Source organism: Aminobacter sp. 01T433, assembly GCF_056398585.1.
Window position 1 is genome coordinate 1 of sequence record NZ_JBFTPR010000017.1, and the last position, 26,340, is coordinate 26,340.

28 protein-coding genes, 1 tRNA gene and 1 pseudogene are annotated in these 26,340 nt (G+C 59.3%); 16 read left to right on the forward strand and 14 right to left on the reverse strand.

Features of this window, described 5'->3' with window-relative positions:
- Nucleotides 1-137: 137 nt before the first annotated feature.
- Together AC1DLV_RS23855 and AC1DLV_RS23860 are read left to right on the forward strand one after the other, a co-directional pair.
- Nucleotides 138-452: a carboxymuconolactone decarboxylase family protein gene (locus AC1DLV_RS23855; protein ID WP_476802539.1), complete on the forward strand. Its 315-nt coding sequence runs from the start codon at nucleotides 138-140 to the stop codon at nucleotides 450-452.
- Entirely contained in the window at nucleotides 449-1,039 is a 591-nt protein-coding gene (locus AC1DLV_RS23860; protein WP_476802540.1) for a hypothetical protein, read from the forward strand. Before AC1DLV_RS23855 ends, AC1DLV_RS23860 begins: the two co-directional genes overlap by 4 nt.
- A 191-nt stretch (nucleotides 1,040-1,230) precedes the next feature.
- On the opposite strand, the gene AC1DLV_RS23865 is transcribed toward AC1DLV_RS23860, so the two are convergent.
- The 3 genes from AC1DLV_RS23865 to AC1DLV_RS23875 form a co-directional block, all read right to left on the reverse strand.
- Nucleotides 1,231-2,646 carry a hypothetical protein gene (locus tag AC1DLV_RS23865; RefSeq protein WP_476802541.1) on the reverse strand — a complete coding sequence of 472 codons (1,416 nt, stop codon included), beginning with the start codon at nucleotides 2,644-2,646 and terminating at the stop codon, nucleotides 1,231-1,233.
- 775 nt (nucleotides 2,647-3,421) lie between these two features.
- Nucleotides 3,422-5,008 carry an RNA-binding domain-containing protein gene (locus tag AC1DLV_RS23870; protein ID WP_476836265.1) on the reverse strand — a complete coding sequence of 529 codons (1,587 nt, stop codon included), beginning with the start codon at nucleotides 5,006-5,008 and terminating at the stop codon, nucleotides 3,422-3,424.
- Nucleotides 4,956-5,135, reverse strand: a complete 180-nt coding sequence (locus AC1DLV_RS23875) for a GmrSD restriction endonuclease domain-containing protein (RefSeq protein WP_476802543.1) — start codon at nucleotides 5,133-5,135, stop codon at nucleotides 4,956-4,958. Before AC1DLV_RS23875 ends, AC1DLV_RS23870 begins: the two co-directional genes overlap by 53 nt.
- Before the next feature lie 565 nt (nucleotides 5,136-5,700).
- On the opposite strand from AC1DLV_RS23875, the gene AC1DLV_RS23880 reads away from it, so the two are divergent.
- The 9 genes from AC1DLV_RS23880 to AC1DLV_RS23920 all read left to right on the forward strand — a co-directional run bounded on the left by AC1DLV_RS23880 (nucleotide 5,701) and on the right by AC1DLV_RS23920 (nucleotide 11,961).
- Nucleotides 5,701-6,930 carry a tyrosine-type recombinase/integrase gene (locus AC1DLV_RS23880; RefSeq protein ID WP_476836266.1) on the forward strand — a complete coding sequence of 410 codons (1,230 nt, stop codon included), beginning with the start codon at nucleotides 5,701-5,703 and terminating at the stop codon, nucleotides 6,928-6,930.
- An 84-nt stretch (nucleotides 6,931-7,014) separates the two neighbouring features.
- On the forward strand, nucleotides 7,015-7,428 hold the full coding sequence (locus AC1DLV_RS23885; protein WP_476802545.1) for a hypothetical protein: 414 nt from the start codon (nucleotides 7,015-7,017) through the stop codon (nucleotides 7,426-7,428).
- Between the two features lie 117 nt (nucleotides 7,429-7,545).
- Nucleotides 7,546-7,791 (forward strand): helix-turn-helix domain-containing protein, encoded by a 246-nt coding sequence (locus tag AC1DLV_RS23890; protein ID WP_476802546.1) that lies wholly within the window; start codon nucleotides 7,546-7,548, stop codon nucleotides 7,789-7,791.
- A gap of 141 nt (nucleotides 7,792-7,932) precedes the next feature.
- Entirely contained in the window at nucleotides 7,933-8,310 is a 378-nt protein-coding gene (locus AC1DLV_RS23895; RefSeq protein WP_476802547.1) for a hypothetical protein, read from the forward strand.
- On the forward strand, nucleotides 8,310-8,615 hold the full coding sequence (locus AC1DLV_RS23900; RefSeq protein WP_476802548.1) for a hypothetical protein: 306 nt from the start codon (nucleotides 8,310-8,312) through the stop codon (nucleotides 8,613-8,615). The genes AC1DLV_RS23895 and AC1DLV_RS23900 overlap by 1 nt, the downstream gene beginning before the upstream one ends.
- Nucleotides 8,608-9,141 carry a hypothetical protein gene (locus AC1DLV_RS23905; RefSeq protein ID WP_476802549.1) on the forward strand — a complete coding sequence of 178 codons (534 nt, stop codon included), beginning with the start codon at nucleotides 8,608-8,610 and terminating at the stop codon, nucleotides 9,139-9,141. Before AC1DLV_RS23900 ends, AC1DLV_RS23905 begins: the two co-directional genes overlap by 8 nt.
- Nucleotides 9,141-10,295: an AAA family ATPase gene (locus AC1DLV_RS23910; RefSeq protein WP_476802550.1), complete on the forward strand. Its 1,155-nt coding sequence runs from the start codon at nucleotides 9,141-9,143 to the stop codon at nucleotides 10,293-10,295. Before AC1DLV_RS23905 ends, AC1DLV_RS23910 begins: the two co-directional genes overlap by 1 nt.
- Nucleotides 10,296-10,818: 523 nt before the next feature.
- A complete protein-coding gene (locus tag AC1DLV_RS23915) occupies nucleotides 10,819-11,058 on the forward strand; it encodes a hypothetical protein (protein ID WP_476802551.1) in 240 nt (79 codons plus the stop codon).
- A 174-nt stretch (nucleotides 11,059-11,232) separates the two neighbouring features.
- Nucleotides 11,233-11,961: a hypothetical protein gene (locus tag AC1DLV_RS23920; protein ID WP_476802552.1), complete on the forward strand. Its 729-nt coding sequence runs from the start codon at nucleotides 11,233-11,235 to the stop codon at nucleotides 11,959-11,961.
- 530 nt (nucleotides 11,962-12,491) lie between these two features.
- Here AC1DLV_RS23920 and AC1DLV_RS23925 read toward each other — a convergent pair.
- The 5 genes and pseudogenes from AC1DLV_RS23925 to AC1DLV_RS23945 all read right to left on the reverse strand — a co-directional run bounded on the left by AC1DLV_RS23925 (nucleotide 12,492) and on the right by AC1DLV_RS23945 (nucleotide 14,653).
- Entirely contained in the window at nucleotides 12,492-13,163 is a 672-nt protein-coding gene (locus AC1DLV_RS23925; protein ID WP_476802553.1) for a sulfatase-like hydrolase/transferase, read from the reverse strand.
- Nucleotides 13,058-13,285 (reverse strand): annotated as a pseudogene (locus tag AC1DLV_RS23930) (sulfatase-like hydrolase/transferase); the annotation flags it as partial. The pseudogene AC1DLV_RS23930 and the gene AC1DLV_RS23925, both read right to left, overlap by 106 nt.
- 218 nt (nucleotides 13,286-13,503) lie before the next feature.
- On the reverse strand, nucleotides 13,504-14,004 hold the full coding sequence (locus AC1DLV_RS23935) for a hypothetical protein (protein WP_476802554.1): 501 nt from the start codon (nucleotides 14,002-14,004) through the stop codon (nucleotides 13,504-13,506).
- Nucleotides 14,005-14,014: 10 nt separating this feature from the next.
- Nucleotides 14,015-14,317: a hypothetical protein gene (locus AC1DLV_RS23940; protein WP_476836267.1), complete on the reverse strand. Its 303-nt coding sequence runs from the start codon at nucleotides 14,315-14,317 to the stop codon at nucleotides 14,015-14,017.
- 198 nt (nucleotides 14,318-14,515) lie between these two features.
- The gene (locus AC1DLV_RS23945; protein WP_476802555.1) at nucleotides 14,516-14,653 is read right to left on the reverse strand and encodes a hypothetical protein; all 138 of its coding nucleotides are present in this window, start codon (nucleotides 14,651-14,653) and stop codon (nucleotides 14,516-14,518) included.
- A gap of 956 nt (nucleotides 14,654-15,609) precedes the next feature.
- Here AC1DLV_RS23945 and AC1DLV_RS23950 point away from each other — a divergent pair.
- Genes AC1DLV_RS23950 through AC1DLV_RS23960 form a run of 3 tightly spaced genes read left to right on the forward strand, consistent with a single transcriptional unit; the run spans nucleotide 15,610 to nucleotide 17,705 of the window.
- Nucleotides 15,610-16,065 carry a terminase small subunit gene (locus AC1DLV_RS23950; RefSeq protein ID WP_476802556.1) on the forward strand — a complete coding sequence of 152 codons (456 nt, stop codon included), beginning with the start codon at nucleotides 15,610-15,612 and terminating at the stop codon, nucleotides 16,063-16,065.
- Nucleotides 16,066-16,068: 3 nt separating this feature from the next.
- Complete coding sequence (locus AC1DLV_RS23955) at nucleotides 16,069-17,487, forward strand: phage terminase large subunit (protein WP_476802557.1); 1,419 nt, start codon at nucleotides 16,069-16,071, stop codon at nucleotides 17,485-17,487.
- An 11-nt stretch (nucleotides 17,488-17,498) separates the two neighbouring features.
- Complete coding sequence (locus AC1DLV_RS23960; RefSeq protein WP_476802558.1) at nucleotides 17,499-17,705, forward strand: hypothetical protein; 207 nt, start codon at nucleotides 17,499-17,501, stop codon at nucleotides 17,703-17,705.
- 266 nt (nucleotides 17,706-17,971) lie between these two features.
- Here AC1DLV_RS23960 and AC1DLV_RS23965 read toward each other — a convergent pair whose 3' ends face one another.
- Nucleotides 17,972-18,349, reverse strand: coding sequence for a thermonuclease family protein (locus tag AC1DLV_RS23965; RefSeq protein ID WP_476802559.1), 378 nt, complete (start codon nucleotides 18,347-18,349; stop codon nucleotides 17,972-17,974).
- A gap of 1,028 nt (nucleotides 18,350-19,377) precedes the next feature.
- On the opposite strand from AC1DLV_RS23965, the gene AC1DLV_RS23970 reads away from it, so the two are divergent.
- Entirely contained in the window at nucleotides 19,378-19,737 is a 360-nt protein-coding gene (locus AC1DLV_RS23970) for a hypothetical protein (RefSeq protein WP_476802560.1), read from the forward strand.
- A gap of 47 nt (nucleotides 19,738-19,784) precedes the next feature.
- Here AC1DLV_RS23970 and AC1DLV_RS23975 read toward each other — a convergent pair whose 3' ends face one another.
- From AC1DLV_RS23975 to AC1DLV_RS23985, 3 genes are all read right to left on the reverse strand, one after another.
- Nucleotides 19,785-20,207, reverse strand: a complete 423-nt coding sequence (locus AC1DLV_RS23975; RefSeq protein ID WP_476802561.1) for a hypothetical protein — start codon at nucleotides 20,205-20,207, stop codon at nucleotides 19,785-19,787.
- A gap of 35 nt (nucleotides 20,208-20,242) precedes the next feature.
- On the reverse strand, nucleotides 20,243-20,671 hold the full coding sequence (locus AC1DLV_RS23980) for a hypothetical protein (protein ID WP_476836268.1): 429 nt from the start codon (nucleotides 20,669-20,671) through the stop codon (nucleotides 20,243-20,245).
- A gap of 253 nt (nucleotides 20,672-20,924) precedes the next feature.
- Nucleotides 20,925-21,014, reverse strand: a tRNA-Ser gene (locus AC1DLV_RS23985).
- Between the two features lie 390 nt (nucleotides 21,015-21,404).
- Here AC1DLV_RS23985 and AC1DLV_RS23990 point away from each other — a divergent pair.
- Nucleotides 21,405-22,073, forward strand: coding sequence for a DUF2161 domain-containing phosphodiesterase (locus AC1DLV_RS23990; RefSeq protein WP_476802563.1), 669 nt, complete (start codon nucleotides 21,405-21,407; stop codon nucleotides 22,071-22,073).
- 12 nt (nucleotides 22,074-22,085) lie between these two features.
- Here the strand turns inward: AC1DLV_RS23990 and AC1DLV_RS23995 are convergent, their stop codons facing one another.
- Both AC1DLV_RS23995 and AC1DLV_RS24000 read right to left on the reverse strand, forming a co-directional pair.
- Nucleotides 22,086-25,157, reverse strand: a complete 3,072-nt coding sequence (locus AC1DLV_RS23995) for an efflux RND transporter permease subunit (protein ID WP_476802564.1) — start codon at nucleotides 25,155-25,157, stop codon at nucleotides 22,086-22,088.
- Nucleotides 25,158-25,199: 42 nt separating this feature from the next.
- Nucleotides 25,200-26,330, reverse strand: a complete 1,131-nt coding sequence (locus AC1DLV_RS24000; protein WP_476802565.1) for an efflux RND transporter periplasmic adaptor subunit — start codon at nucleotides 26,328-26,330, stop codon at nucleotides 25,200-25,202.
- Between the last annotated feature and the right edge of the window lie 10 nt (nucleotides 26,331-26,340).

Here is a 26,340-nt window from a genome sequence, read left to right on the forward strand (position 1 = left end):
CCGAAAATGCCAGCGCCGGATCACGCTCAGTAACGCCATGTCGATCACTCCAGAGCCCCCGCTGAAACACGCGAGGGACGGTTGAAACATGGGTCAATTCTCGATGGAAATATCGGGCTGCGCCGGGTCAGCTCTCAGTGGAAATCAACACCCAATGGACGGATCAGTTCATGGCGACCGGCGCCGGCATTTATGGAAGCGGCATTTTCACGCCAAAGGAAGTCGAACTGCTCAGCATCGCCTTCGATGCTTCCTTCACGCACATGTATGCGCCTGGCACCCGGCGCCACATCAAGGGCGCGCTCGCCGCGGGCGCGAGCGTTGCGGAAATCATGGAAGTTCTGAAGCTGTGCGTGGCGCAGGGCGTTCAGGCCTGCAATCTCGCGATTCCGATCCTTGCGGAGGAGTTGGAACGCCGTTGGAGCAACCGTAGCGGGGGGCCTGAGCGATGACCAAGGTCAATCCCGAACAGGTTAGGGCCGGCGCCAACGACGCGACCGGCCCGTCCGAAGGGCACAGTGAAAGCCTGCAGACGCGCGTCCTCGCCGAAGGCAGGCATTTCCTGGTTTTGTTCCTGTACCTCTGGGTCCTGTTCGGCCTGTTTGTGCTGAACGAGCGGATCGCTCTCAAGCAGCACGGCATCGATTTTATCGCGCACGGCTTTGCCGTCTTCAACGCCTTCATCCTCGCAAAGGTGATGCTGATCGCACAGCATCTGAATCTGAGCCGGTGGCTGAACAGACGCCCGCTGATCTACCCGATCATTCACGACTCATTGCTGTTCGGCGCCATCTTCATCGTCTTCCACCTGGTCGAGCAACTGATCGTGAGTGCGGTCAGAGGCACATCGTCGGCAGGCTTGCAGAGTATCGGCGGCGGCGGGATCGGCGGGCTCATCTGCGTCTCCGTGATCTTCTTTTTCACGCTGATCCCGTTTTTCGCGTTCAGCAATCTCAGCCGCGCGCTTGGTCCTGGTCGGATGGAGGCGCTGCTGTTCGGGCCCGGCGCCGAATCATCCCGACCGGCCCTCACAAATTGAAGGAGAGGTGATTCCGTGACAGACCTCGTGGAAGGATCGAAGGAATGTCGGGCCGGCGAAAGCGGGACTGCAAAACGTGCGGCAAATGCCCGGGCATGACGACTGAACGGCTTCGACCGAGTGCGCATCGACCTCGCTTACCAACAGGACAAGCGGCACGCTGCAGGCGCGGGCAATCGCATCGTCCTCGACTAGTTGGAGGACACTGGGCCGTTGCCCGGCAATATGTCGGCCTTTCGCAAGGACCCCATCAAACGCTCGATATCCTGAGGCCGACTGATGCGTATCGCCATTTCGGTCCGGATGTTCGCGACCAGGTTCGGTGCATTTGTGAGCAGCCAGTCGCGCTCGCGCTTTGCGTCGGTCGCCTGGCCATTCTCGGCGAATATCGCGGCAGCAATGACATGATAGATAGGATTTTCCTGCACCGCAGTTTTCGTGATCCACATCGCAGCCTCGCGAAAATCCCCACGGAAGTAGCTGCAAAGCGCGAGGGCCGATTCGTAGTAAGCCAGCGGTCCGGGGTTCCGTTGACGGGCTTCCTCGACCATGGCGCAGCCGCGCGACCAGTTGCCGGATAGCGCCAGCCTATAGCCGTACTCGCCGACGAGCTCGGTATCATTCCGATTGATGCTCAAGGCAAGCTCGCCGATCTTCAAGGCGGCTTCGACATCGCCGTGAAAATACAGGGCGAACATCTCGGCTTGAAGCGCGCGAACGTTTTGCGAGTCTAGTTCCACCGCTCGGCGCGCTGCCGCAAGAGCCCTGTCGATCGAAGCCGGGGAGGACGACGGGTCGACAGGATAGCGAAAGCGAATTTCGTCGATGTAGGTTTGTGAGAGCAGCGCCCACGCTGTGGCATAGGTCGGAAAGCGCCTGACTGCATCTTCCAGGCATTTGCGGATGGTCGGATGCGTCTTGGCGTCGAGACTGGCGCGATAGGCATAGTAGGAAAGCGTGCAGGCATAGGCCTGCCAGTCATCGGGTGCGTTGTGCGGTTGCTGGGACGCGTCGGCCTGAAAGATGACTCCATAAGGTTGCGCAAGTGCAGTGGCGACCTGGCGAGCGATCTCGGCTTCGGCTGTGATCAGCTTCGAGGCCCGCAGATCGCCGTCGTAGCTGTTCGCCCAGATAACGGAGTTGTCGACCCCGTTGATGACGCGGGCGCGTAGCCGGAACTGGTCATCGGTCATGTCGACGTCGCCGGTGAGAACGTAACGGGGGCTTTCTGCCGACGAGGACTTGGTCTGGATAATCGCGTTGTCCTCGATCGTCACGATGTCTTTGAACTTCGCGATCTGTCCGATAATCTCCCGCGTAAGGCCACGCGCTATGGCCTGCGAGTTTCCAGCATTCGTAAGGTCGTCGAAAGGCCTGACGAGCAGGCGCGGCAAGGCAGGAACCTGCAGGTTGTCGGGTTTAATCCACTCGAACCCCAGCCAGGAAAGAACAGCAAGAGCCGACAGTAAAGCGACGGCTATGGCTAGCCTGAGCCGAAAAAGGAATGGTTTTGCTCTCAGTGCGTCGGGCGCCGCAGCTATCCGCCGAGCCTCGAACTGTGGAACATAGCTGCCTTTGGGAACGGAGATGACGATCGCATCCGACACGCCAGCGGTGAGATAGTAGCGGTCCAGTGCGCGCCGAAGATGTCCTGCCTCGATGCGAACGACAGGGTCGGAATGAGCGTCGAAAGCGGCATCACGTCCAAAGACCGTGGTCGCGACAGCATAGGCCTTGATGCGGTCCGCACGGCCTGCAATCGTCTCCTCGACAACGTAGTTCAGGAACTTGCGTGTTCGGCCAGTCGCTTCGAAATCTTGGCTCACCAGGATACGGCTGAGTTGTGTACGGATTTCGACTTCGTCGGGCGAAGCACGCCCGCCTGTCTCCTCGCCTTCGCTAGATTGAACCGCCGCCGCCAAGCCGTTTCTCCTGTTTGGCGCGCCTCCCCACAAGGCTTCTGCTGCTTTGGTAGATAATCTTGCTTCCGCCCCATTCGAGAACGCTTCGATCGGAGCAAGGCGACTTCCACAACCGCGCCTACACTAGCAAGTGCTGACCCAATCGCAACCATGTGGTTCGCTTGCCTTAACCGTGAGCCTTTCGCCGGATTCGAGCTCGCGGAGCGGGGCTTTATCTCGACCTAACCAGCGACGTCGCTCTGCAAGCTTGCCGCACCAATCACAAAATGTCGGAGCCGACGTGAATTGGAGGTCGAGCGACTGCCCCTGGCCCGACTTCGACCTACAGCATCGGCGCGCCCGAAATGACTGCTTTCAGGAAGCGGCGAAGCTAATCTCTACGGCCGACATGGAGCGCAATGCTGACCGGCAGTCCTGGGGCAAAAAACCGGCTTCGGCTTCGCAGCCAACCCCTTTGAGGTCAGGGGAACCGTGCCTTCACATAGTCCGTGACGGCATTGCCCGACAACTCCGCGGTAGCATTGGCGCCGCGGACGAAAAACCGATGTGCGCCTCCATCCTTGATGAACGCCGCCTTGGGTCCCGCCTCGCATTGCACGACCATGACCCGCTCGCCGTCTTGCTCGTCAAAATGGGGATGGACGTAGGGCAAGAAAAGTTCCCCGATCCGGTCGCGGATCAAGTTGACCAGATGGAGCGCCATCTTGTCGTCATTCGGGAAGCCGTCAGCACCCAGGCCAACCACCTTGCCGTCGTCGGCAACGCCGATCACCAGCGTGCCACCCTTGGCATTGAGGAAGCCGGCAATAGTCTTGAGAGCCGCCAGATGCATCTTCTCGTCGACCTGCCCGGTGTGAAGATTGGTCCGCAGTGTCGACTTGAACTCGACAGCATCCGTCTCACCTGACGCGATCAGTTCCTGAACCGAGAGCTTGAGCGGAGCCTCCGGCTCGATGTCTCCGCAGAGTTTGCGATAAGCGTCGTGGACAAGCTGGGCCATCAAGTTGCGCCGCTCGCGCAAAAAGTCTTGATATTCAACCTCCCACCAATTGGCGGGCAAGGCGTGCCAGCGCATCATGTCGCTGCGATCTTTTAGCGTCAGGCCATTATGCAGAGCCGGGGCATAGGCCGATGGCTGCTGGTCGCTGATCTTGATATTATCGGGCCATTCCACCAGCGCAAAGTTGGCGATCTGGTTCACCTGCCGCAGGTCCGTGATCCCGATCTTGGTGAGATAGCCGCGCGGGAACAGATGGTGCTGCTCGAAGGTGGCCTTGGTCCCCTTGACCGCTGGGTCAATCATGTCCGCGATTTTCAGGGGACTATAGAGCGCCCGGGCGCCCAGCAGGATCAGCGAAGCCTGATAGGCAAAGCGCGAAGGGCTGCGCGAAGCCGAGGTGGCCAAGTCACTCGGCAAGGTGATGGTCCAGTAATCGCTTGTGAGCGTAGTGGCGCAAATCTCCCGCAGTTTGGCCAGGTAAGCCTTTCCGTCTGGAATCCCACGCAACTGGGCAAGGTCGAAGTCGAACTTCGTTTCTGGGCTGCTTGTGTATCGGCCGGTTAGCGATGCCATGAAGAAGAACTTTGCGATGGCCTGCCTTAGCTCCTGCTTGTCCAACCCGTGGTCAACTAGACCAATCAGGTAAAGGACGTAGGCATAGATGATCGCCGTCTCCGATGAGATCATCCCCTCATGTCGATAACCAGCCAGGTTAAGTGCGCTTAGAAAATGATGCCAGTTAGAGAGATTGAGAGATCGGGTCTGAGCCTGGGTCAACAAGGCGAACTGGGCATCGCGCTTTGCGGCATCTACCTCGCCCGTGACAGCGTCGCGCCCGCGCAGAACGCTATAGACGTTTTGCAGCCGCGCGCGCTTTAGGCCCAGCCCGACCGTGGCGCGGAGCAATTGGTCTGGGGACGGTTTCAGGAAATGGTTGAACCCGGATGGGGTGCCCTGGCCGCTGACAGACGCAGCCTGAGCGAAGTCTTCGAGCTCAGCATGCTCCTTGTCCCAGAAGACCGACATACCCGCGATAGAGGGAGTCAAAGAGATTTCGGACGTTTTTGTTGGGCCAGACGAATGGGCGCTGAATGTCTGGCAACCCAATCTTCCCGTGCTCAATGTCTTCAACTAATGAAGACAACGGATATGCAGTAGTCGTGAATATAGCCAAGTACAGCCCCCCGATCCGTCATGCCACTATGGGAAGGATTGTAGCGCCGGTCGATGCGCCAACGACGAGATTTCACAGATATGCTAGATCTGGGTGACAACGAGATCTTTGGGGATGCCGCGGGTCGGCCGTACGGCTATCCCTCGGCTTTGCTGAAGCCTACGTTTACGGCTATCTCAACCCGCGTTCAGTCGACCCGGCGGCTTGAGTGCAAGTAACGTTTGACGGGACGACGGTGCGTCGATGCATCGAGAAGGACCTGAGCGGCGGCGAAGCGCTGTCCGATACGACCTTGATCCTTAACCAGTCCAGAGAGAACCGGTAGATTCCGAACTGTTGTAACGCGGGATGGCTTTAATTTGCTCAGCCAAAATCCGTTAAAAATCAAAAGGTTAATCGAAGAATTGGCGGAGGGAGTGTCCGACGAAGTGCTGTCTTGAGGCGTTTTACAATGTCTCCAAAAACCCCAGAAATCCGGGACTGTGGGCTCCTGCCAGTCTTAATCTGTCGCAGCCAGTAGCATATAATCCCGCAACAAAGGTGCAGGCTAAGGTGCAGGCTGAAAATGGCGCGCAATCTCAACAAGCTCTCCGACCGTCGGGCGAAGACTGAAACCACGCCGGGTCGCCATAGCGACGGCGGTGGGCTCTATCTCGAAATCAAAACCACCGGGTTCCGCTCGTGGCTGTTCATGTGGAAGGCAAACGGCAAGCGCTCTGCAATGGGGCTCGGACCCTATCCAGCCGTATCGCTTGCCAAAGCTCGCGAGAAGGCTGAGGCGGCGCGCAAGTCTGTGGCCGCAGGTGGCAATCCGCTTGCCGAAAGCCGCAAAGAGGAGGCAGAGGCGGACCCGACCTTCGCTGAGGCTGCCAAGCTGTTCCTTGCCGACAACAAGCCGGCTTGGCGCAACGAAAAGCACAAGCTTCAGTGGGAAATGACCCTTGGCGACGCCTATTGCCGGCAGCTACGGCAGATGCGTGTCTCTGAGATCGGCACTGAGGACGTGCTGATGGTGCTCAAACCGATCTGGCTGACCAAAGCAGAGACGGCGAGCCGTGTCCGGGGCCGTATTGAGCGCGTGCTGGCATTCGCCAAGGTAAAGGGATGGCGTTCGGGCGAAAATTCTGCAGCTTGGCGCGGCCACCTCGACGCGCTGTTACCTAAACGCGCTAAGCTTCAGCGCGGGCATCACAAGGCGATGCCTTTTGTCGAGGTGCCGGCCTTTGTCCAGCGCCTCCGTGACGCGCCGGGTCTCGACGCCCGCGCGCTGGAATTCGTAATACTGACCGCCGCCCGTTCCGGTGAGGCTGTCGGTGCAAAATGGTCGGAGATCGATCTGGAAGCCGCGCTTTGGGTTGTGCCAAAGGAACGCATGAAGGCCGGTCGCGAACATGAGGTGCCGTTGTCGCCTCGTGCGGTGGAAATTCTGAAAGCCCTTGCCGAGCTTCGCCGCATCGATGATTTCGTTTTTCCCGGCCAGCGCCACGGCCGGCCGCTGTCGTCGGCGTCAATGGAAATGCTTCTGCGACGCTTGGAGGTCAAGGATCATGCGACAATCCACGGTTTCCGGTCGAGTTTTCGCGACTGGGCCGGCGATCAAACTAGCTTCCCACGTGAGGTCGCCGAAGCGGCATTGGCGCATCGCGTCGGCGGCGTCGAGGGGGCATACCGGCGCGGCTCGGCCTTGGAAAAGCGCCGCAAGCTGATGGCGGCATGGGCCGAATACCTCGCTGGCGGCGGCGCTAAGGGCAAGGTGGTGCCTCTTGCCGGCCGCCGCAAGGCTGCGGCAGAATGAGCCCGCAGGGATAGGAGGCATCCGAAAGGCCGGCCTGCACCGCCGGCTTCCCCGCGCTTTCTCCGGTGCGCGCGGTGCAGGCGCATGTCAAAGAATACCGAACTTCGAGCGGCCTTTCTTAAGGCGATGTCCGATCTCGGCGATGTGGAGGGCGTCTACGAACATGCCATCCGAATGCTGCGCAAGGGCGGCGCAGAACATCGGATGCTCGGTCGTATCCTCTCACGCAAGGTCAAAACCGGCGTCGGCGCGGTGTTTGCGGCTCGACAACAACCAACGCAAGCCGGCAGGCCAAAGCAGGTTGCCAATCATCGCGAGATTGCCGGTGAGGTCTATGCCTTGAAGCAATCGGGCGTCGTTCGAAAGCAGGCATACAAGATCGTGGCAGAAAAGCATGGCTTGGCGGAACGAACGATCAAAAAAATCTACGAACAATCGAGGTTCGGGCGTGAAGGTAAGTTTCTGCAAAATGCGGCCGACTGGGGCGAAGGCGATTAGGCTATTTTGGCACCGAAACACCCCCGATTTTGGCCGAGTTTCGGTGCCAACGCCCTTGTAGCATTTCGCAAAAAGTTGGGTAACGTCCTTGATCGTTTCATTCTTCGGAGCGATCCCATGCCCCACATTCCAACCCCCGACCAATTTCTTTATTCCGCCACCCAGACGGCGAAAATGCTCGGCATCCACCGCAGCACTGTCTATCGGTTGATTGACGCTGGCGACCTGAAACCAATCCAGACCGCGGTTGGCCGGCGTTTCACGCGCTCCGAGCTTCTGCGATTTTCCGGCGAGGCTGAGCAGGTCGCAGCCCACGCGCCTGCATCCTCTGCCGCCAGTAACCCACTTTCGGGTCGTTGGTGAAACTAAACCGCCGCGCTGGCGACGCGGCGGCGGGAAGATGATGCGGTCGGAGCTTCTCAAATCTGACCTTAGCGCAAATTAGCATCTTCATCGCAGCCACGTCAAAGCCGTCAGCCCGGCCTCCACCTAAGGAGGTCAACCATGTTCTCGGAAACAGCCTGCCGCATCTGCAGCCGCGTCTTTCGAAAACGCCGCATGAGCCAGCGCTATTGCAGCTATGCTTGCCGCTCTCGCGCCTACGATCAGCGAAATGGCCGACTTTCCAAAGATGCGCGTCGAAGCGCGCGACGAGCCCGCCACGACGTTTTTCGGCAAAGTCGGTTAGATAATACCGACAAGCGTCGTGGATGTTCAAAAAAAATCCATAAAAACAATGAGTTAGTGGCGCGCCTTTGGCCGTCGAGCAGCGGCATTTCGGGGCGTGGCCTCGCGAAATCGCTGTTCAGGCGCATCGTCGAAGCCGAACTCCATAACGTTCCGATGATGGCGTTGCCGACACGGCCCAATGAGGTTGGCTGATGAATACGTTCTTCAGGCACGCCAGCACCTCCGCCCTCCCCTACGGCTATCGCGTCACATTCGAGTGGTCGGCAAACGCTATGGCTTGCGAATGGGAGCCGGGTGTTCCCGCGATCCACTCACATCGCGCTCGCCGCCACTTCTTACGGGCCTATCAGGAGGCTCGTAACGATTTTCTGCGTGATGTTGCGACCATGTTGGGTGGCAACGTGCTCGTCATCGACACAAACGGCGATATGGCGGCCGTTCGACCGGGAACGCTTGTCCCCAATAGCCGGCAGCTTGGCGAGGGCAATCATGGATAGCCATCGCGCCGATATCGCGCTTGGGCCATTGGGGCAAAGGCATATTGATTGGCTGCTTGGGCACGGGATTGGCATCGAAAATCTGATGACGCCCACGCCGATAAAGCAGGCTTTTGGTGTCCGGCATCAGGACGGCCGGCTTGACCCGCCGGAGCCGGGACAGCAAGGCGAAACATGGTTCGCGTTTGAGGAGACCTCACCGGCGGATGTCGTGTTCTGGTCACCACAGAACAATCGCTTTGCGACGCAGAACGGTGAAGCAATCGCGCTCGGCGAGACATTCTTCAGCGAGGCTGCAACATACAGCTTCGACAATGCGCTCACGCTCTATCCAGATCCCTTTGCATTACTCAAAGGGGGGCGTCTGTTCGGGGCCGTGATTTTCAATTGGCCCCGTGCTTGGTGGCGATTGTTCGACAAACCGCGCGTACGGCTCGCAGACCCGGTCTTAATCCCACTCTACCAACGGTGGATGCAGCAGCCTCCGCATCCGGAGGCGACCGTCGTTTTGCCTGAGGTGGCGTGATGATTGAAGTTCCGCTGGAAGAGGCCAAGACGAGGCTGTCAGGTGAAGGGCAGCCCGGCGGCGACAGCAACACGCGTTACGGACCAAACAGCCAAACTCTGAAGCACTCGAACAAGGGCCGGCAGCGGCATCGTCGCCGCGAATTCAACGGGCATCTGCTCACCTCCGCAGAGTTCATGTCGACCATGCGACCGCCGGAGTATCTCATAGACGGCCTCCTCATGGTCGGTCGGACCTATACCCTGACAGGCCCGACAGGTCATGGCAAAACGCTGTTGGCGCTGCTTTTGGCCATTGCGATCTCTACGGGCGGAGGCTTTTGCGGACGACTATGCCAGCAAGGATCGGTTGCCTTTTTTGCTGGCGAAAATCCAGAGAACGTAAAAATGCAATGGTTTGCAATTTGTAGAAATCTCGACATCGACCCCTCATCCTTGCCCGTCTATTGGTATGAAGGCGTTTTCAACATCGATCAGGCCCGCGACCGCCTCACCAAGGCTCTTCGCGATGTCGGCGACCTGCGGCTTTGCCTGTTTGACAGCCTACAGGCCTTTTTCCTAGGTGAGGACGATAGCCAGAACATGGCAATGCTGGACACGGCTATCGATTTCCGCTCGATCTCGGACGCCCATCCCAATCGCCCCACGGTCATCATTCCCGCTCATCCCGTCAAAAACGCGGGCCGCGATATGCTCTTCCCTCGCGGCGGCTCGGCGCTCACCAATGAACTGGATGGCAATCTCACGCTGTGGCGCGACGACGACATTGCGACCTTGCATTGGCTGGGCAAGTTCCGGGGCGTGCCGTTCGAGCCTCTGAAGTTCGAAGTCACGGTTGTCAAACCACAAGGTCTGGTCGATGCCTACGGCTCACAGATATCGTGCACCATTATGCGACCGGCGATGCCACTGCGCGTGGCGGAATTGGCGGAGCAATACGAAAACCGCCAGGTGACGGCCCTCGCGACGATCCAAGCCAATCCCAAGGCCACGTTAAACGACATAGCCGCTGCCATTGGCCAAGGCAAAACTACCGCAAAGCGCATCGTCGATACCCTGATCGCAGCGAAATGGATCAAGCGATCCGGCCACCGGCTACGTCTCACCAATGACGGGAAGACATTCCTTAGAGAAGAGCAAAATGACCTTGCTTAGAGCGCGCAAAAGCGGAACGCGTGGGTGGAACGGAGGTCCCATATTCTGCCTTGTGTTCTCGCATGGAACGAATGGAACGCCAGTCCGAACTGCGACAGGTTCTCAGAGACTTAGGGGTTACGAATATGGAATTGTTCATGGAACGCGTTCCGTGTTTCGTTCCATCCCCTTTCCTTAAAGGGGTGGAAGCGGAACGGTGGCGTGCGTCGTGGAACGAGTGAACAGCGTGTCCCCTATTAGGATTGGGTATGCCAGTGATACATCTTGCAGCGAGCGGCTGACAGTTTTGTCGATGCCAACCGTATGCACGGTGCAGGTGCCTTTTGGATTGGGAGCAAAAATGCGTGGAGGCCCTTGGTTCTGGAGAGGAATGCGCCTTTCGGTTGTGGTTGGGCTTGTTGCGGCTGGATGGCACGCTTGGTCCGTATGGGAACGTTACCGAAGCGACGTCGACAGCTCTGTTAGGCGCGAGATCACCTATAGATGCGCGGCCCGACAGAGTGAGGAGACGCTTAAACCCCGTATGAACGAAATGGGGAACATCAATGTGAACAAGCTGTGCACCGCAGGGGATGATTTTTTTGTCTCCCTCGCCGAGCTTGAAAAGGTCCGCGATGGCACGATGGATTTCGGGCCATACTCGCGGCCAGTTGACTGGCCGGGTACTGCCATTACCGGAATATTTTGGACGTTAGCCACCATCATTACGACGATTGCACTAGTCGGCTTCATTCAAATGATCCGTTGGGTCTGGGGGAAGTGATGCGTATCCCGATGGTGCGGGGGAAGCCCCCGAGCGACGCCGGTTGGTGACTGACGATTGGACGGAGAGGCTCTCCCGCGTTCCTTTTTCCTTTAAACGATAGAGGCCAGCCCATGGCCAAGGCAGAAGGTATTTACGACCGTTGCGGGCGTCCGCGAACAAAGGACAATGCGTATGCTTTTTGATGTAAGCGCCGTCGAGGCACAGCACACACCACTTATACAAAACGGCAATCTTGGCGACGCATATCGTTCTGCGACATTCGGATGCGTTAGGCTGATACAAGACGTTGTTGTCGGCGGAAATTGGAATGACGAACGAGCCACGCATGTCGTGGTCGATCTGGGCGTCCGAATGATCAATGATTGCGGTGCAGCGGCATTACAAGCCCTTGCTGGCTTCTGGTCACCCGCCGGCCATCAGGTCCGTGATCTTGTCGAGTGTCACCAGCTAATTGAATACTTCCGACGTGTGCCGTCCGACGCGCAGCGGTGGTTCGATAGCGAAGGCAGGAAGCGCTACACGCAATTCGGGTTTGGTGAGGTCTATTCCAAGCTGCAAAAGGAAAGAGGCCCTGCGCCGTTCGATCTCAAGCCAAGCTTTGATTTCTACTCCAACGCAGGGTCGCATCCAAGCGTCGAAGGGCTGGCTTGGCACATGACCGAGGATGGCTCAAGAAATATTGGTCCTGTCGCCCACAAGGATCGTTTTCGTCTCTTTACCGCCGACTTATGGGCACACATGGCAAGGGCTACGCTGGAATTTGTCGAGGCCATAGATGGGCTCAATCCAGACCGTGAGCCGGTCCGCGATCAGCATCGCTTCAGCCATTCAGTCGTGACCGGAAGCGTCGATTTGCTGGCGACTGTCACAGCCGACCAAGTGCGTCAATTCTGGAAGTAACCTACTGCCAACGCGGGGACCCGCCTCACCTCAATGGAACGGGTGACTGGCGGAAGTTCGCAACGACCTAAAAGCTGAGCAAGCCCAGACATACGACCCAGATCGTAGCAACGAATGCAGCCGCCACGAGACTGCGAGGGCACCCCTCGTGGCGGCGTGATTATTGCTATCGGCGCGGGATTTCTGAGGGCGCGCCGTGAGCCCGTCATAGGCGTTCGAGCGCGCCACCACGGTGCTGGTCGCCTCGTAATTCATCGGCATTTGGGAGCCTTAGGTATGGCTTGCCCGCGAGGGCCGCACTCCATGAGGTTTCCGCCGCCAATGTCCGCTTGGGGGGTGGAAAGCTGACTGGCTGGTTTCGGGCGGCTACTTCGGGAAAGCTGCCCTTCGCCTGATCAACGACCTTCCGCAGCTTCGGCAGGGAAGCGCCCCTTAGCGGACATGACGCGAAACAGACTGGCGGCCTGCCAAGGTGCGACGGCGGATCGCGCTGACGACCCGCCGTCACTCCTAGCGGAAGATTTGTCCTTCTACGGCGTTGGCCTGCCGGGTCCATTTTTCTCCATGTTCTTTCTGAGCAAGTCCTGCATCTGCGGGATCAGGTCATACACAGGGGGATTGTTCGACAGGAAGCCGACCTTAAACTGCGGTGGATACTTGATCAGCTCCTTCATGTAGAAGGCGCCTGCAGCCATGACCGGGACCGCCATCGGAATGTGACGAATGCCGATGCTCACATCTTCTTTGGGATCGGTGTAGAGATTGAAGCCTATGCCGCCGCCGGTGTCCGTGAATATGGAGCCGCTGAACCCACCCCAATCGCCTTTTTGGACGACCGCGTTTTCAAGTTCTGCGGTCCAGACATATTTGAGCTCATCCACACGTATGGCAGCGAAGTACTGGTTCAGCGTGTACGGACGGCTGCGGCGAGCCGACAGGCCGTCGTCCGCCACGAGGAACGAAGCTTGATCCACGCCGTCGATGTAAGTCGTCTTGGGGAACAGATCAGCAAGTTTGGCCCCGGGTACGCCTGCGAGGGAGAGCGCGGTGGGCAGAATGTCCGCAAAGTCAAAGAGACCGTCTGACCTTCGAGGCGTTATCGTACCCTTCCAGTAGGCAAAGGTCGGCACCCGGACGCCACCCTCCCAACTCGATCCCTTGCACCCTCGAAATGGCGAGCGGCGTGCGGCGGGATTTCGCATTCGGGCCCGTTGTCGGAGCTTAGAATGATCAGCGTGTTTTCGAGTTCGCCAATCTGTTGCAGTCTATCGACCAGTTTCCCTAGCACATCGTCCATCTGCACCATGCAGTCGCCGAAGACGGTGCGAGACTCTGATTTGCCCGCCCATTCGTTGTCGCGCTCGCCTTAGCAATGGATGAATTAGAAAGTTTCAAGCGCATGCCAAATGTGGCCATGCCCCCCAACCGTCGCCATACTCAGTTTGGAGCAGGCCCACAGCCATGTCAAAGGTGGCGATGGCTAGGTCGAAAAAGTGTCTAAGGGCGGTAACCTAAAATCCTAGCGGCGCTAAAAGGACCATCCTACTTTCTGAACAGCTGACCGCGATATTCGTAGCCGGCGATCAATACGGTAGGCTTGCGGCCGTCGATTATCATGATCTTGACCTCCGGCCGGTAGGCATAGTGGTAATGATATGAGCTGCACTGAAAGAGCAGGCCATTGTCGAGATTGTAGACCTTGTCGTAGTCGCAACCGTCGAAATCGTCGGAAACACGTGTGGTGATCACCTGTCCGTCGTGGAGCGTTCCGTCCATCTCCTGTTCGTTGATCATTAAGACGCGCCTGCCATCGGCAATGACGAGTGGGTTGATCCCAATATCGATCTGGAGGGCCTGACACTCGAGGACACCGCCGCCCACTAGGGCGTAGAGTTTGCCATATTCGCAGCCGTCGAATTCACCATCGATTGTATATTGCTCAAGCGCATTGGCAGGCTGGGCCAACACGCTAGCAGCTACCGTCACCAGCAGGCCACCGGCCACTGCGATCATCGACTTCATTTGGTTGACCCACTGTCCCATCGATCTTTCCTTACTCGCAACCGATGCCGTCGTGGTCGCGATCCAGCCCGTAAATATCAGTGCCTATTACACGCACAGGCCCCTGCACATACGCTGGTCCGTTGCCTCTGCCGGAAGCACAATCAACATCCGAGGCGACCGGCACGCAGGGATCGTAGTTTGGATCGCAAGCGTCTGACGCAGCTTGGGCGCTTGACGAGAGCGCCGCAACGATTGCAACCGCCTTCATTGGAGCTTCGAGAAACTTCATTTTCAGCACCTTCTTAACGGCAGTGATAGCCGCCGGTTTTGTGGTCGCAACCATTGCGGTCAAGGCCGCTTGCGCGGGCGCTCACTTGCTAGAATTTGAGCAACCAACAGGCCGGAACGCTCCGTGGCCGACTAACACCTCAGAGAGGTGGCGACTTGTTCTCAGCTGCCAATTGTTTGCGTTTGACGGACACACGCTTCTTGCGTTGCCGGTTTCACACAGATCACGTCACCATCCCGATGGCGCGCGGCGCCACGCATTTCAAAGCACAAGAACGCCCAAGCGAAGGCCTGCAATGGCTGCGGTCTGGCCGGGCATGGTCTTGCCCAAGCTCTGGCGCTCAAGAGCAGTGGTTAGGTTGCTGTCGCGGTGGGCAAAAAAGCGTGAGAAGAACTTCATGACACATCTCCATGCAGTCAGGGTTGCCCTGCCGCATTCACGTGGGGTTGGCCCTGCGTCAGCACTTGCTCCCTGGTGCCAATTGCTTGCTTGTAGCAGCCAATCAGCGCCCAACGGGCCGAGGTGCCTGCCCCTCCGTCTTCTCGACATCTTCGGCAGCGATAGAGTTACCTTGGTCCGGGCCGAGCTCCCGCACCCAAGGGCACACCTGACCATCAAGCGCTGATCGCGGAGCGTGCAGCGGTGGGCCGAAGCTGCTGGAACCAAAAATTAATGCACATGGGGCAAATAGCGGCCATCCGGGCATTTCGCCGCGTAGGATGCTTTGGATCGCGCGCCCGGCGCGGGTATGCAAAGTGTCGGGCGCGCTCGCCAACCGAGGATGGCTTTTCTCAACCTTCTCGGGGCAAGCTCTTACATCCGGGCCACATACTCGGATTGCTTGCCCGGCAAGCGACGGCCCCCTCAATCAGCCATCAGGCAGGTTTGCCGGGCGCGCTCGCCAGTGAACCATTAGTGGCCATTATATTAGCCATCGCTACGGATCGTTCATCGGATCGGCCTTATGCTGGTGTAATCCGGCCTCTGTTGCCTCCTCAAAGCCCAAGGGCCAGATCGGCGCGCTCGGTCCGTGATCGGTGGCATTCCTTGCTTGCCGACCTTAGGCAACGGGGCCGGGCGCGTTCGGCCAGATGCCCGCCAATCGGCCTCAGCCGCCCGCCAGCGAGGGCGGCCTGACAGTCGGGGTTCCACCCCCGGATGCCCCGGCTCACCGGCTGAGGGGTCACCGGAGGCATCTGCAATGGGCCCGCTGAAATCAGGGGGCCGTAGGCAGCACGACCCAAACCAGCGGAAACGTCGCGGTCGAAAAACTGTGTGGAACGGGGACGGCATCCATACCCTCCCCTCGCTCGAATAAGCCAACATTGCTGCGTCAAATGCGGTATCCTGTTACCATGACGACCAACACTCCCAACCCGCGCAAGGCGCTCAACTCCCGGCAGGAAGCCTTTTGTCGCGGGCTGGCCGAGGGGCTCTCGCAGTCGGCAGCCTATGTACGCGCGGGCTACAAGCCTCGCGGACCCGTGGCCGACGCGGAAGCGTCGAGGATGGTTAGAAATCCCAAGGTCGCCTCGCGCCTGTCGGAGCTGCGCCGGGAGGCAGCCTATCGCAGCACCAAAACCGTGGCCTCGCTGGTGGCGGGCCTCGACCACGCGCTAGCGATTGCGCAGGAAGACCGCAACGCGAACGCGATGATCGCCGCCATCGTAGCGCAGGCCAAATTGCTCGGCCTTGTCGTCGACAAGTCACAGATCGAGACCACAGTCCACCGTCCGGCGCCGGAGCCCGAGGTCGCAGCGGGTGTACTTATGTCAGAAGACGAATGGGAGCGTCGTTTGCAAAGGCACTAGGCCATGCCGGTCGAAATACGCGTCACGCCGACCAAGCGACAGTGGGATTTCATCCGTTGCCCGTGCGATCAAATCCTGTTCGGCGGTGCACGGGGTGGCGGGAAGACCGCCGGGTCGCTGCTCGATTTCTGGTATCACGCGATTGAGTATGGACCCAACGCGCGCGGCTTGATGGTGCGCAGGCAGCGCACCGATCTCAAGGACACCCAACTGGCGGCGATGCAGTTGTACGGCAATGCCGCCGAGTGGAAAGAGCACGGCTCCTATTTCCAGTTCCGCAGCGGTGCGAGACTGTGGTTTGCCTACCTCGAAAACGAGAAGGACGCGATGGCCTACCAAGGCTTTTCGCTCACCCGTTGCTATATCGAGGAAGTCGGCCAGTTCCCGTCCATCGATGTTGTGTGGAAATTGATGGCGACGCTCCGCTCCACCGCAGGCGTGAAATGCCAGATGCGACTGACGGCCAACCCCGGCGGGCCAAGTCATTTCGCGCTGAAATCCTATTTCGTCGACAACGGCCCAGACCGCATCATACGCGATCCGGACACCGGGCTGTCGCGGGCCTATATCCCTAGTCGTCTCGTCGACAATCCCTTCCTGCTTGCAAACGATCCGAACTACATCAACCGGCTAAGGGCATCCGGTGGCGAAAACTTGCAGCGCATGTGGATCGATGGTGATTGGGACGCTGGCCTTGAAGGTCAGTTCTTCAACGAGTGGAGCCGTACCCGGCATGTCATTGCGCCGTTCGCAATTCCATCGCACTGGATCAGAATTAGGGCGATGGACTGGGGCAGCGCCAAGCCGTTCGCCGTATACTGGGCCTGCGTGGTACAGGACGACATGGAGCACGATGGCCGCGTGCTGCCGCGCGGGGCTCTTATCGTCTATCGCGAATTTTACGGCGTGCAGCCGGGGAAGCCCAATCTTGGTTTGAAATTGCCCGCCGAGGAGGTTGCTCGCCGGATCGTGTCCAGCGAAACGGTCAACGGCGTCCGCGAACGGCTCAACTATGGCGTGCTCGACCCTGCGGCGTTTGCCGTGACTAGCGGCCCGTCAATTGCCGAGACGATGCTACGCCATGGGGTGGTGTTCCGCCGTGCCGATAACCGACGGGTGAGCCGCGACCGTCGCACAGGCGGATGGGATCAACTACGGGCTCGACTGAGGGGCGACGAGGAGGGCCGAACAATGCTGTTCTGCTTTTCGACCTGCCATAACCTAATCAGGACGTTGCCGATGATGGTGCACGACCAGCACCGGCCTGAAGATCTCGACACCGAGGCCGAAGATCATGCAGTCGACGCTATCCGCTATCTGGTGATGAGCCGACCTTACCGGGCGCGCCAAATGGCGGAGGCAGATGACCGTTCGATCTGGCTCGTTCGCAACGCATTCAAGCTCGACGCGCTGCGCGATTGAGGAACGCAAATATGCCGAAACCTGCGGCCAATGAGCTTCTGGAGGGCATCCGACAAATGGAGCAAATCCGGGACGAGGCCGAGGCTGCTGGTGATGTCGAGCGCACGCGCGAGGCGGTCAGGCTGCTTGGTATCATGTGGCAAGCGTTCTCCAAGCGCATGGGGCAGAGCAACCGGCGGTCCGAGGAATTCGAGCGCCTGTACGAAAGGCCTCACTGAACGGAAGGGCAAATACGTAGAGCAAACGAGTTGCTCCCACAGAACGTTCGAGCTGGATTACGTTTCCGTCCAACGCTGTCGTAGCGACCTTTCCAGAATTTGGATTGGAACCAAACGACAACGGCAGATCAGACAGAGCGGACCAAGGGCCGTGTCGGAGGCGCAGCAGCGTGTCCCTAAGCCGCGTCAGGTGTCACCCGGGCGGACAGAGCCGCCGACCGCGCGCGATCCAACGCAAAACGGGGCAAGCCGCGATCAGGGTGGCGTTAGAAGGGGGTGCCGCGCTGCCGAGCGTCGGCGCGCCAGAGCTTGCGTCGGACATCTTCCGGCTCTAGGTGACGATACTTGCCGCCAGAGAATTTGGGCCAGTCCAGAGCTAAGCCAATGCGGACTAGCTCGGCCCCCAAATCGCGCCCATCGGGCAGGAAACATTCTGCCACCATGCGGTCGTATGAAACTTCGGGCTTGATCCGGGCCGTCACCGTTTGGCCTTTGCACAGTTGGACCAAGGCCCATTTCGACTGTTGGCCCCAAGGGTGATCCAGTTCGGGCGCATCTATACCGGCAAGCCGCACGCGAATATTGTTAATCACGATGGTGTCCCCATCGATGACCCAGCACCGGCCCCGCAGGACGGTTTCCATCGGGAGCGGCTGGCGCAGGTTGACCCCGATTGCGCGTGACGCCACCTGCCTCGGAGGGCGCGGCTGGAGCGGTTTCGTGTTCCGACGATTGGACGGGGGACGGCTGGTCCAAGCAAACAGTCGCACCAGCAATCGAAACAGTCCCACTTTGCTCAAGCCCCGTTGTCATATGACCGGCACATATCTGGGAGGTTTGCTGGTCGATTGCCGCCGATATACGAAGCGCTACTCCCCTAAACTTGTTGCCAGCCGCCAATTTGTTGCTTTGCGCGGCCAAATATCGTCGGGAGAAGGGCTTGAAGGCTGCTGGCGAGACGGCCAGCGCCCCGAGGCGTTGGACCGGCAACGGTGGTATGCCGATGTGGCCCCAACGGGCAACAATAGGTCTCTATAGAAGCGCGTCGCCGAGCCGGTGGGATGAGACGGCAACGTAATAGCGCATTCCCATTTCGCGCAGAAATCAGCTGCCAAGGCCGATCCAATCGTCTGCAACCGCAAGCGATGCGAGCCCGAGGAACTCAATCTGGCCCACCACGGGAATGCGACTGCGGTCCAACGGCGCGGTGGCGGAGAGGCCTGCCTCATCAGCAAAGGGCCGGGGTTCATGCCTCGTCGCTCAGGATGGGCGACCGCCAAACGGCTGGCTATTCCCGCTACAGTTGGCGCGGCTACCAATCTCCGAAGGTCTGATCCAGCCGTTTATTCACTGGCGTCGCCCGTTCGGCGACCTGAACGTCAAAGTTATCGACTTATGGCGGCTGGGAGCAAGTTTTCGGCATTGCAGCGCAAGATCGAAGGCGATCAATTGGGCATACATCCATCCACGCAACTGGGCTGGGTTCAGTTTGCGTTTGTGCCCGGCGGAATGCATGTGCCCCATAGGTAATTTCGCCGGGCATAAAATCATTTCGAACTGAAAGTTGCGAGCCTTCGAGTTGAGTGGCAGGCTCTGGGCCGGGCGCCGACGAGCAGTGCCATCGCCTTGGGCTTCGCGGGCTTCATCCCGCTTGTTGGAAGGAAAATGCTAAATGAAATCCATGCTGATTGCCGCCGCCTTGATCCTCATCACCCCACTTACGGTGCAGGCTTCCTGCTTTGGCAGCGGCGCATTCAAGACCTGTAGCGACGGCAACGGCAACACTTACAACGTCCAGCGTTACGGCAACACTACTAACATGCAGGGCTCCAACAGCTACACCGGCAATACATGGTCGCAGAACTCGCAGCGCTACGGTAATTCGACCTACACCACCGGCCATGACGCTGACGGCAATTCGTGGAACATGCAGCAGCATAGCCTTGGCAATGGGTTTTCGACCTATTCAGGCACGGATAGCAGCGGCAATACATTCAGCGGCTCATGCAATCGCTATAGCGGCTGCAACTGACACGATGAGCGACGGTCATAGCTACTGACGTGCTACCCAGTGCGGCCTTAGTTCTTGAATATGCATGCGCCCCGATACTGTGACGGTACAATCTCGCCGCCCATTGTGCCGTTCGCCATGGGAACGCTCATGACGGTGTGGCGTGAATAGACGAGAGGATATTTAACGGAAGTCGTCGAGGTCGTCGGCAATTCCGACGGGATGGCCACCGTCGCCAACATGACATTGCCCACATCGGTAAACTCGAAGAAGTTCATGCTAAAGGCTCCACGCGTCACCGACAGGTCGGCAGTGCCCGCGTTGCCTATGACCATTCCCTTTCCCGTAGCGGCGTCGGTGATTGTGAATGTCAGCTCCAATTTATCGCCGCTGTCTAAGTTGTTTGTCATCGTACAGACAAAGGCCGGACCGGCCAATGCACTTGATACGGCGCTACAGGTCATGACTGTGGCAACCAGAAACTGCTTCATTTGTAATGACCACAATTGCGAACGGTTTGCATTTGTTACAATTGGCCGATTGCCCAACTACCCGAAATTACGGCGAGCAAGGTTCCCAAGAGGGTCAAGGTTCGAAAAATCCATTGATTAATCCGCTCAGGAAGCGTGTTGCCGTCCATGGACTGAATGTCCCAACCCTGCACGCCCATCGTCGCTCCGAAAAGCACGAGACCGCCGGCTGTCGCGAGAGCCAGCACCGCAATGTTGTTGTCGCCGAACGAATGCCATGCGGCGCGACCGAAGGCATAGCCGACTATCGCCGTTGCCACGATCCAAAAAAGCGACTGCAAGAAACTGCTACGGATCAATATCAGACGAAGCAGCATTTCGGCTTCGCTACGCTGATCCAAGGTTGGATCATTGGCAATATGCGGGCCTAGTTCATCGGTCGCAATTCGCGCGATCTTCTGGGGGCGCACGATGGTCATCGCCATGTAAACGAGTTTTTGCCCTAAGGTCGTGCTCTTCGGTGTGAAATCGCCCATCCGTTGAGAATGGATCGCGCGCGGTTAAAGCCAGGCTAACGGTACCTGTTCGCTAATTTCGGCACGCATCAGGCTGCGGCAGGCTGTCGCAGCGCGATGCTGGAAATGGGCCAACTATGTGCCCGAGATGCAGGCTAGGGTGCAGACTAGACATGCGCCATCCAAGAAAGCCTATAATATGCAAATAGATAGGCAATTTGACTGGCGGAGGGAGTGGGATTCGAACCCACGGTGAGCTTGCACCCACGCCGGTTTTCAAGACCGGTGCCTTAAACCGCTCGGCCATCCCTCCGAGGCATTGGGCCTGCTCGCCTTCCCTGTCCGCGCTTCTTTTGGTGAGAAGACACGCATTAGGGTGAGCTGCCCAGAACCTTTGTGGCGCGCTTGTAGCGCTGGTCCAGTCACCGCGTCAACTTGTTCGATGCAGCTTCGACATGGTTGCCGCATCGCCAAGAGCGGCAACTTCGTCGCAAGCACGACTTGCTTGAAGATCGTCAGTACAGATAGCTGAGCTTTGGCTCGACTCATCCAATGGCAACCGCATGATATCCGCCATGATTCGTTCAAAAGCTGGTGGTTGGCAAAAGCTGGTTGGTTGTTGGCCGGCCTCCAGCAAATGCAATTGGCATGAGCTGCCGCCACTGCATTTGACGGGCGGCCATATTTGCTGAGGAAAACCTGATTGCTTGAAACAGCGCTCTACAGTCCGGTCAAGCGCTTCCTCGAAGGCCTGGGTTTCGAGGTCAAGGGCGAAATCGGCGGCTGCGACCTGCTGGCGCTGAGTGCGGACGCGCCGCCGATCGTGGTGGTCTGCGAATTGAAACTGCAATTCAATCTCGAACTGATCCTTCAGGGCGTTGATCGCGCCGCGGCTGCCGACGAGGTCTGGCTTGCTGCGCGCATGTCGCCGCGCGGCAAAGGCCGCGAGGGCGACAAGCGGTTCCGCAATTTGTGCCGGCGGCTGGGCTTTGGTCTGCTCGGTGTTTTCGAAGACGGGCGCGTGGAGGTGTTGCTCAGCCCTGTGGCGCCTGCGCCGAGGCGTGATACGAAACGGCGCTCGCGGCTGGTCGACGAGCATCGCCGCAGGCAAGGCGACCCGGTTGTCGGTGGCGGTTCTCGCGCGCCGATCATGACGGCCTACCGCCAGGATGCGCTCAAATGCGCGGTGGCGCTGGCCGAAGGGCCGAAACGACCGCGCGACCTGACCCAAGCCGTCGCGCGCGCGCCCAAAATCCTGCTCGACAATGTCTATGGCTGGTTCGTGCGGGTCGATCGGGGCGTTTATGATCTCACCGACGCTGGCCGAGACGCCCTGCAGCGCTGGCCGCAGTCCATTGTCCTTGAGGCTTAGACAAGGTCGGCGTCACCCGGCTTCGGCCACCTGCCCTGCCTCGGCATGCTTTGAATGGTCGGTGGCGATCATCATGTAGACCGCAGGCACGACAAACAGCGTGAACATGGTGCCTATCGAAAGGCCACTGGCGATGACGAGGCCCATATTGTAGCGCGACACAGCACCTGCACCCGACGCCATGATAAGCGGCACCACGCCCAGAACCATGGCAGCCGTGGTCATCAGTATCGGGCGCAGCCGGATTCCACAGGCTTCCTCGATCGCCTCGCGCTTGGACTTGCCCTGCTGCTGCAAATCGTTGGCAAATTCCACGATCAGGATGCCGTGCTTGCTAATCAGTCCCATCAGCGTCACCAGCCCGACCTCGGTGTAGATGTTCAAGCTGGCACCGCCGATACCGATATTGATGAAGATCAGCGCACCGGCGATCGACATGGGCACCGAAACCAGGATGATGATCGGGTCGCGAAAGCTCTCGAACAAAGCGGCGAGCGCCAGATAGATGATGATCAGGGCGAAGCCGAAGGTGGCGATGAAGCCTGACGATTCCTGGATGTATTGCCGCGACAGCCCGCCATAATCGACCGAATAGCCCTGCGGCAGCGTGCGTTTGGCGAGATCCTGCAGGAATTTCAGCGCGTCGGCCTGCGCCACGCCTGGCGCGGCCACGCCCTGGATCGTCGCGCTGTTGAGCTGCTGGAAGTGATTGATCGATTCGGGGATGGTTTTGGTGGAAATCGTCGCAATGGTCGACAGCGGGATCGGAACGCCGTTCACGACGCCGACATAATAGTTCATCAGCTGCTGCGTGTTGAGCCGGCTACCCTGCTGGACCTGCGGGATCACCTTGTAGGAGCGGTCGTCGAGGCTAAAATAATTGACGTAGCCGCCGCCCAGCATACCGCCGAGTGCGGCGCCGACATCGCTCATTTTCAGGCCGAGCTGGGCTGTCTTGTTGCGGTCGATCTGGACGACCGACTGCGGATTGTCGATCTTGAGGTCGCTGTCCAGGAAGATGAACATGCCGCTTTTCACGGCTTCCTGTAGGAAATCGTGCGCCACCTGGTTGAGCTGCACGAATGAGTCCGTCGTGCTCAGCACGAACTGGATCGGAAGTCCCTGGCTGCCCGGCAGCGGCGGAAGCTGGAAGGCTGCGGCGCGGACGCCTGCGATGCCGTTGAGCTGCTGCTGGATGACCGGCTGGAGCTGGTTGGTGGTGCGGCTGCGCTGATCCCACGGCGTGAACACCATGCCGGCGATCGACGTGCCCGGCGCGTCGATCTGGAACACATGCGCGGTCTCCGGATATTTGGCGAAGGTCTCGTAGACCTGCCTGGAATAGAGCAGTTTCTGCTCCAGGGTCGCATTGGGTGCGGGTGTCGACGACGAGATGATGATGCCGGCATCTTCCTGCGGCGCCAGCTCGCTCTTGGCCCCGGCATAGAGAAAATAGATGCTGCCGAGAACGATGAAGGCAAAGGTCGCGGTCACCGGGAGATAGCCGAGGCTGCCGTGCAGCCAGCGCTCGTAGCGGTCGCGGATGCGCGCGAAGGTGCGGTCGATGGTTTCGGTCAGCCGCTCCTGCCAGCCGCGCCGTTCGGGGTCGCGGGCCTTCAGGATGCGCGAGCACATCATCGGCGACAAGGTGAGCGCGATGATGGCCGAGACGGTGACGGCACCGACCAGCGTGAAGGCGAATTCGGTGAACAGCGCGCCGGTCAGGCCGCCCTGGAAGCCGATCGGCACATAGACGGCGACCAGCACCACCGTCATCGCGATGATTGGGCCTCCGAGCTCCCTCGCCGCCATGATCGCGGCCGGTATGGGCTTCACGCCCTCGTCGAGGTGCCGGTTGACGTTCTCGACCACGATGATGGCGTCATCGACGACGAGGCCGATGGCCAGAACCAGCGCCAGCAGCGTCAGAAGGTTGATCGAAAATCCGAGCGCCAGCATCAAGGCGAAGGTGCCGATCAGCGATAGCGGGATGGCGACAGTCGGGATCAGCACCGAGCGCAGCGATCCGAGGAAGGCGAAGATGACCAGGGTGACAATCAGCAGCGCCTCGCCGAGCGTCCTGATCACCTCACGAATGGAGCTGTTCACGAAGTCGGTGGAATCGTAGACGATCTCCCCGCGCAAGCCTTCCGGCAGCTGCGCCTTGATGCCTGGGAATTCCGCGCGCACGCCGGCGATGACGTTGAGCAGATTGGCGCCCGGCGCCACCTGGATGCCGATATAGACCGCCTGCTTGCCGTCGAAGGCGACCTGCGATTCATAGTCGTCGGCGCCAAGCGTCACGTTGGCCACATCTTTCAGGCGCACGATGGCGCCGTTGGCCTGCTTGACGATGAGGTTGGAGAATTCTTCGGCGCTGTGCAGGGAGGTCGAGGCGGTTAGGTTGACCTCGACCATCTGGCCCTTGGTGGTGCCGAGGCCGGCGATATAATCGTTTTGCTGAAGTGCCGTTGAAATGTCGGTCGCGGTCAAGCCATAGGCGGCAAGCTTGGCCGGGTCGAGCCAGGCGCGTAGCGCGAAGTTCTGGCCGCCAAGTATTTCCGCGGTCTGCACGCCAGGCACCGCCTGCAGCCTGGGTTGCACCACGCGCACCAGATAGTCGGTGATCTTGTTGCGCGGCAGCACGTCGCTGTCGAAGCCCATATACATGGCGTCGATCGTCTGGCCGACTTTGACGCTCAGCACCGGCTGCTGCGTGCCCGACGGCAGCTGGTTGATGACCGAGGCGACCTTGGTGCTGATCTCGGTCAGCGCCTTGTCGGCATCATAGTTGAGCCGGAGGTAGATGGTGATGACATTGACGCCGGTTTGGCTGGTCGAGCTCATGTAGTCGATGCCGTTGGCCTGGGCGATGGCGTTTTCCAGCGGCGTGGCGATGAAACCGGCAATGACGTCGGGATCGGCGCCATAATAGGTGGTCGTGACCGTGACGACGGTGTTTTCGGTGCGCGGATATTGCAGGACCGGCAGCGAGCCGATGGCGCGCAGGCCAAGCACGAGGATGGTCAGGCTGACGACGATTGCCAGGACCGGGCGGCGGATAAAGAGGTCTGTGAAGTTCATCGCCGCATTCCTTCTGCGAACTATCTCGCCAGACTGCGCCTGCTATTTGTCGACCGGTTGTGGATCTGGATTGTTGGCGGGTTGCACGGTGTTGTCGACATTGACGGGCGAACCGTTACGCAGCTTGAGCTGCCCGGCGGTGACCACGACATCGCCATCCTTGATGCCGCTCAGCACGGCGATCTGATCGCCGCGCGTTGCGCCAGTGGTGACGAAAGCCTGGCGCGCGGCGAGCTGGGGCTTGCCGTCCGCGTCCTTGCCCTTGTCGTCAACGAGATAAACGATATCGCCATATGAATTGAAGGCGATCGCCGTCTGCGGAAGCGTTACGTATTTCTGCGGCGCGGCGGTATCGATATCGATGGTGGCGAACATGCCCGGCAGCAATAGGTGGTCGCCATTTTGCATGGTGGCGCGCAACTGCACGGTGCGGGTCGCCACGTCGACCTGCGAATTGATCGCCGAGATCTGGCCGGGAAATGTCTTGTCGGGGAAGGTGTCGACTTTTGCCGTGACGGCCTGGCCCACCTTGATCTGCGCCAGAGCTTGCTGCGGCACGTAGAAGTCGACGTAGATCGGGTCGATCTGCTGAAGGGTGACGATGGAGGTTCCGGCGGGAAGGTACTGGCCGAGGTCCACCTGGCGGATGCCGAGACGTCCGGCGAACGGCGCCTCGACGGTCTTGTAGTCGACAAGTGCCTGCTGCTGGGCGACGAGCGACTCGGCATTGAGCAGGTTGGCCTTGTCGGTATCGACCACCTGCTGGCTCACGGCATCGGTTTTGACCAGCTTGGAGTCGCGGTCAAAGGTAAGCTGGGCGATCGTCATGGTCGCCTTCAATGCATTGAGATGGGCGACGTCGTCGGCTGACTCCAGCTGCAGGAGGATGTCGCCCTTATTGACGTCGGCGCCGGATTCGAAGTGCAACACGGAAACGATCCCGGCAACCTCGGCGCTGAGATTGGCGCCATTGACCGCCCGCACGCTGCCCACCGCCTCCAGTTGCGATTGCCAGTCCTGCGAGGCGGCGACCATCGTCGAAACGGTTTGCGGCGGGTTGGCCAGCGAAGCCATCACCTTGGTGATCATCGAGGATTTGAATGCGGCAAAGCCGAAGACACCACCGAGAACAATGGCGGTGAGCGCCAGCATAACAAGCATACGCTTCAGCATCGACAACTCA

Bases quoted from the DNA above. Each gene is read 5' to 3' on its own strand.
- AC1DLV_RS23860 (WP_476802540.1), top strand. From the start codon at position 449: ATGACCAAGGTCAATCCCGAACAGGTTAGGGCCGGCGCCAACGACGCG.
- AC1DLV_RS23880 (WP_476836266.1), top strand. From the start codon at position 5,701: ATGGCGCGCAATCTCAACAAGCTCTCCGACCGTCGGGCGAAGACTGAA.
- AC1DLV_RS23885 (WP_476802545.1), top strand. From the start codon at position 7,015: ATGTCAAAGAATACCGAACTTCGAGCGGCCTTTCTTAAGGCGATGTCC.
- AC1DLV_RS23890 (WP_476802546.1), top strand. From the start codon at position 7,546: ATGCCCCACATTCCAACCCCCGACCAATTTCTTTATTCCGCCACCCAG.
- AC1DLV_RS23895 (WP_476802547.1), top strand. From the start codon at position 7,933: ATGTTCTCGGAAACAGCCTGCCGCATCTGCAGCCGCGTCTTTCGAAAA.
- AC1DLV_RS23900 (WP_476802548.1), top strand. From the start codon at position 8,310: ATGAATACGTTCTTCAGGCACGCCAGCACCTCCGCCCTCCCCTACGGC.
- AC1DLV_RS23905 (WP_476802549.1), top strand. From the start codon at position 8,608: ATGGATAGCCATCGCGCCGATATCGCGCTTGGGCCATTGGGGCAAAGG.
- AC1DLV_RS23910 (WP_476802550.1), top strand. From the start codon at position 9,141: ATGATTGAAGTTCCGCTGGAAGAGGCCAAGACGAGGCTGTCAGGTGAA.
- AC1DLV_RS23915 (WP_476802551.1), top strand. From the start codon at position 10,819: ATGAACGAAATGGGGAACATCAATGTGAACAAGCTGTGCACCGCAGGG.
- AC1DLV_RS23920 (WP_476802552.1), top strand. From the start codon at position 11,233: ATGCTTTTTGATGTAAGCGCCGTCGAGGCACAGCACACACCACTTATA.
- AC1DLV_RS23925 (WP_476802553.1), bottom strand. From the start codon at position 13,163: ATGCGAAATCCCGCCGCACGCCGCTCGCCATTTCGAGGGTGCAAGGGA.
- AC1DLV_RS23935 (WP_476802554.1), bottom strand. From the start codon at position 14,004: ATGGGACAGTGGGTCAACCAAATGAAGTCGATGATCGCAGTGGCCGGT.
- AC1DLV_RS23945 (WP_476802555.1), bottom strand. From the start codon at position 14,653: ATGAAGTTCTTCTCACGCTTTTTTGCCCACCGCGACAGCAACCTAACC.
- AC1DLV_RS23950 (WP_476802556.1), top strand. From the start codon at position 15,610: ATGACGACCAACACTCCCAACCCGCGCAAGGCGCTCAACTCCCGGCAG.
- AC1DLV_RS23955 (WP_476802557.1), top strand. From the start codon at position 16,069: ATGCCGGTCGAAATACGCGTCACGCCGACCAAGCGACAGTGGGATTTC.
- AC1DLV_RS23960 (WP_476802558.1), top strand. From the start codon at position 17,499: ATGCCGAAACCTGCGGCCAATGAGCTTCTGGAGGGCATCCGACAAATG.
- AC1DLV_RS23965 (WP_476802559.1), bottom strand. From the start codon at position 18,349: ATGGAAACCGTCCTGCGGGGCCGGTGCTGGGTCATCGATGGGGACACC.
- AC1DLV_RS23970 (WP_476802560.1), top strand. From the start codon at position 19,378: ATGAAATCCATGCTGATTGCCGCCGCCTTGATCCTCATCACCCCACTT.
- AC1DLV_RS23975 (WP_476802561.1), bottom strand. From the start codon at position 20,207: ATGAAGCAGTTTCTGGTTGCCACAGTCATGACCTGTAGCGCCGTATCA.
- AC1DLV_RS23980 (WP_476836268.1), bottom strand. From the start codon at position 20,671: ATGGCGATGACCATCGTGCGCCCCCAGAAGATCGCGCGAATTGCGACC.
- AC1DLV_RS23995 (WP_476802564.1), bottom strand. From the start codon at position 25,157: ATGAACTTCACAGACCTCTTTATCCGCCGCCCGGTCCTGGCAATCGTC.
- AC1DLV_RS24000 (WP_476802565.1), bottom strand. From the start codon at position 26,330: ATGCTGAAGCGTATGCTTGTTATGCTGGCGCTCACCGCCATTGTTCTC.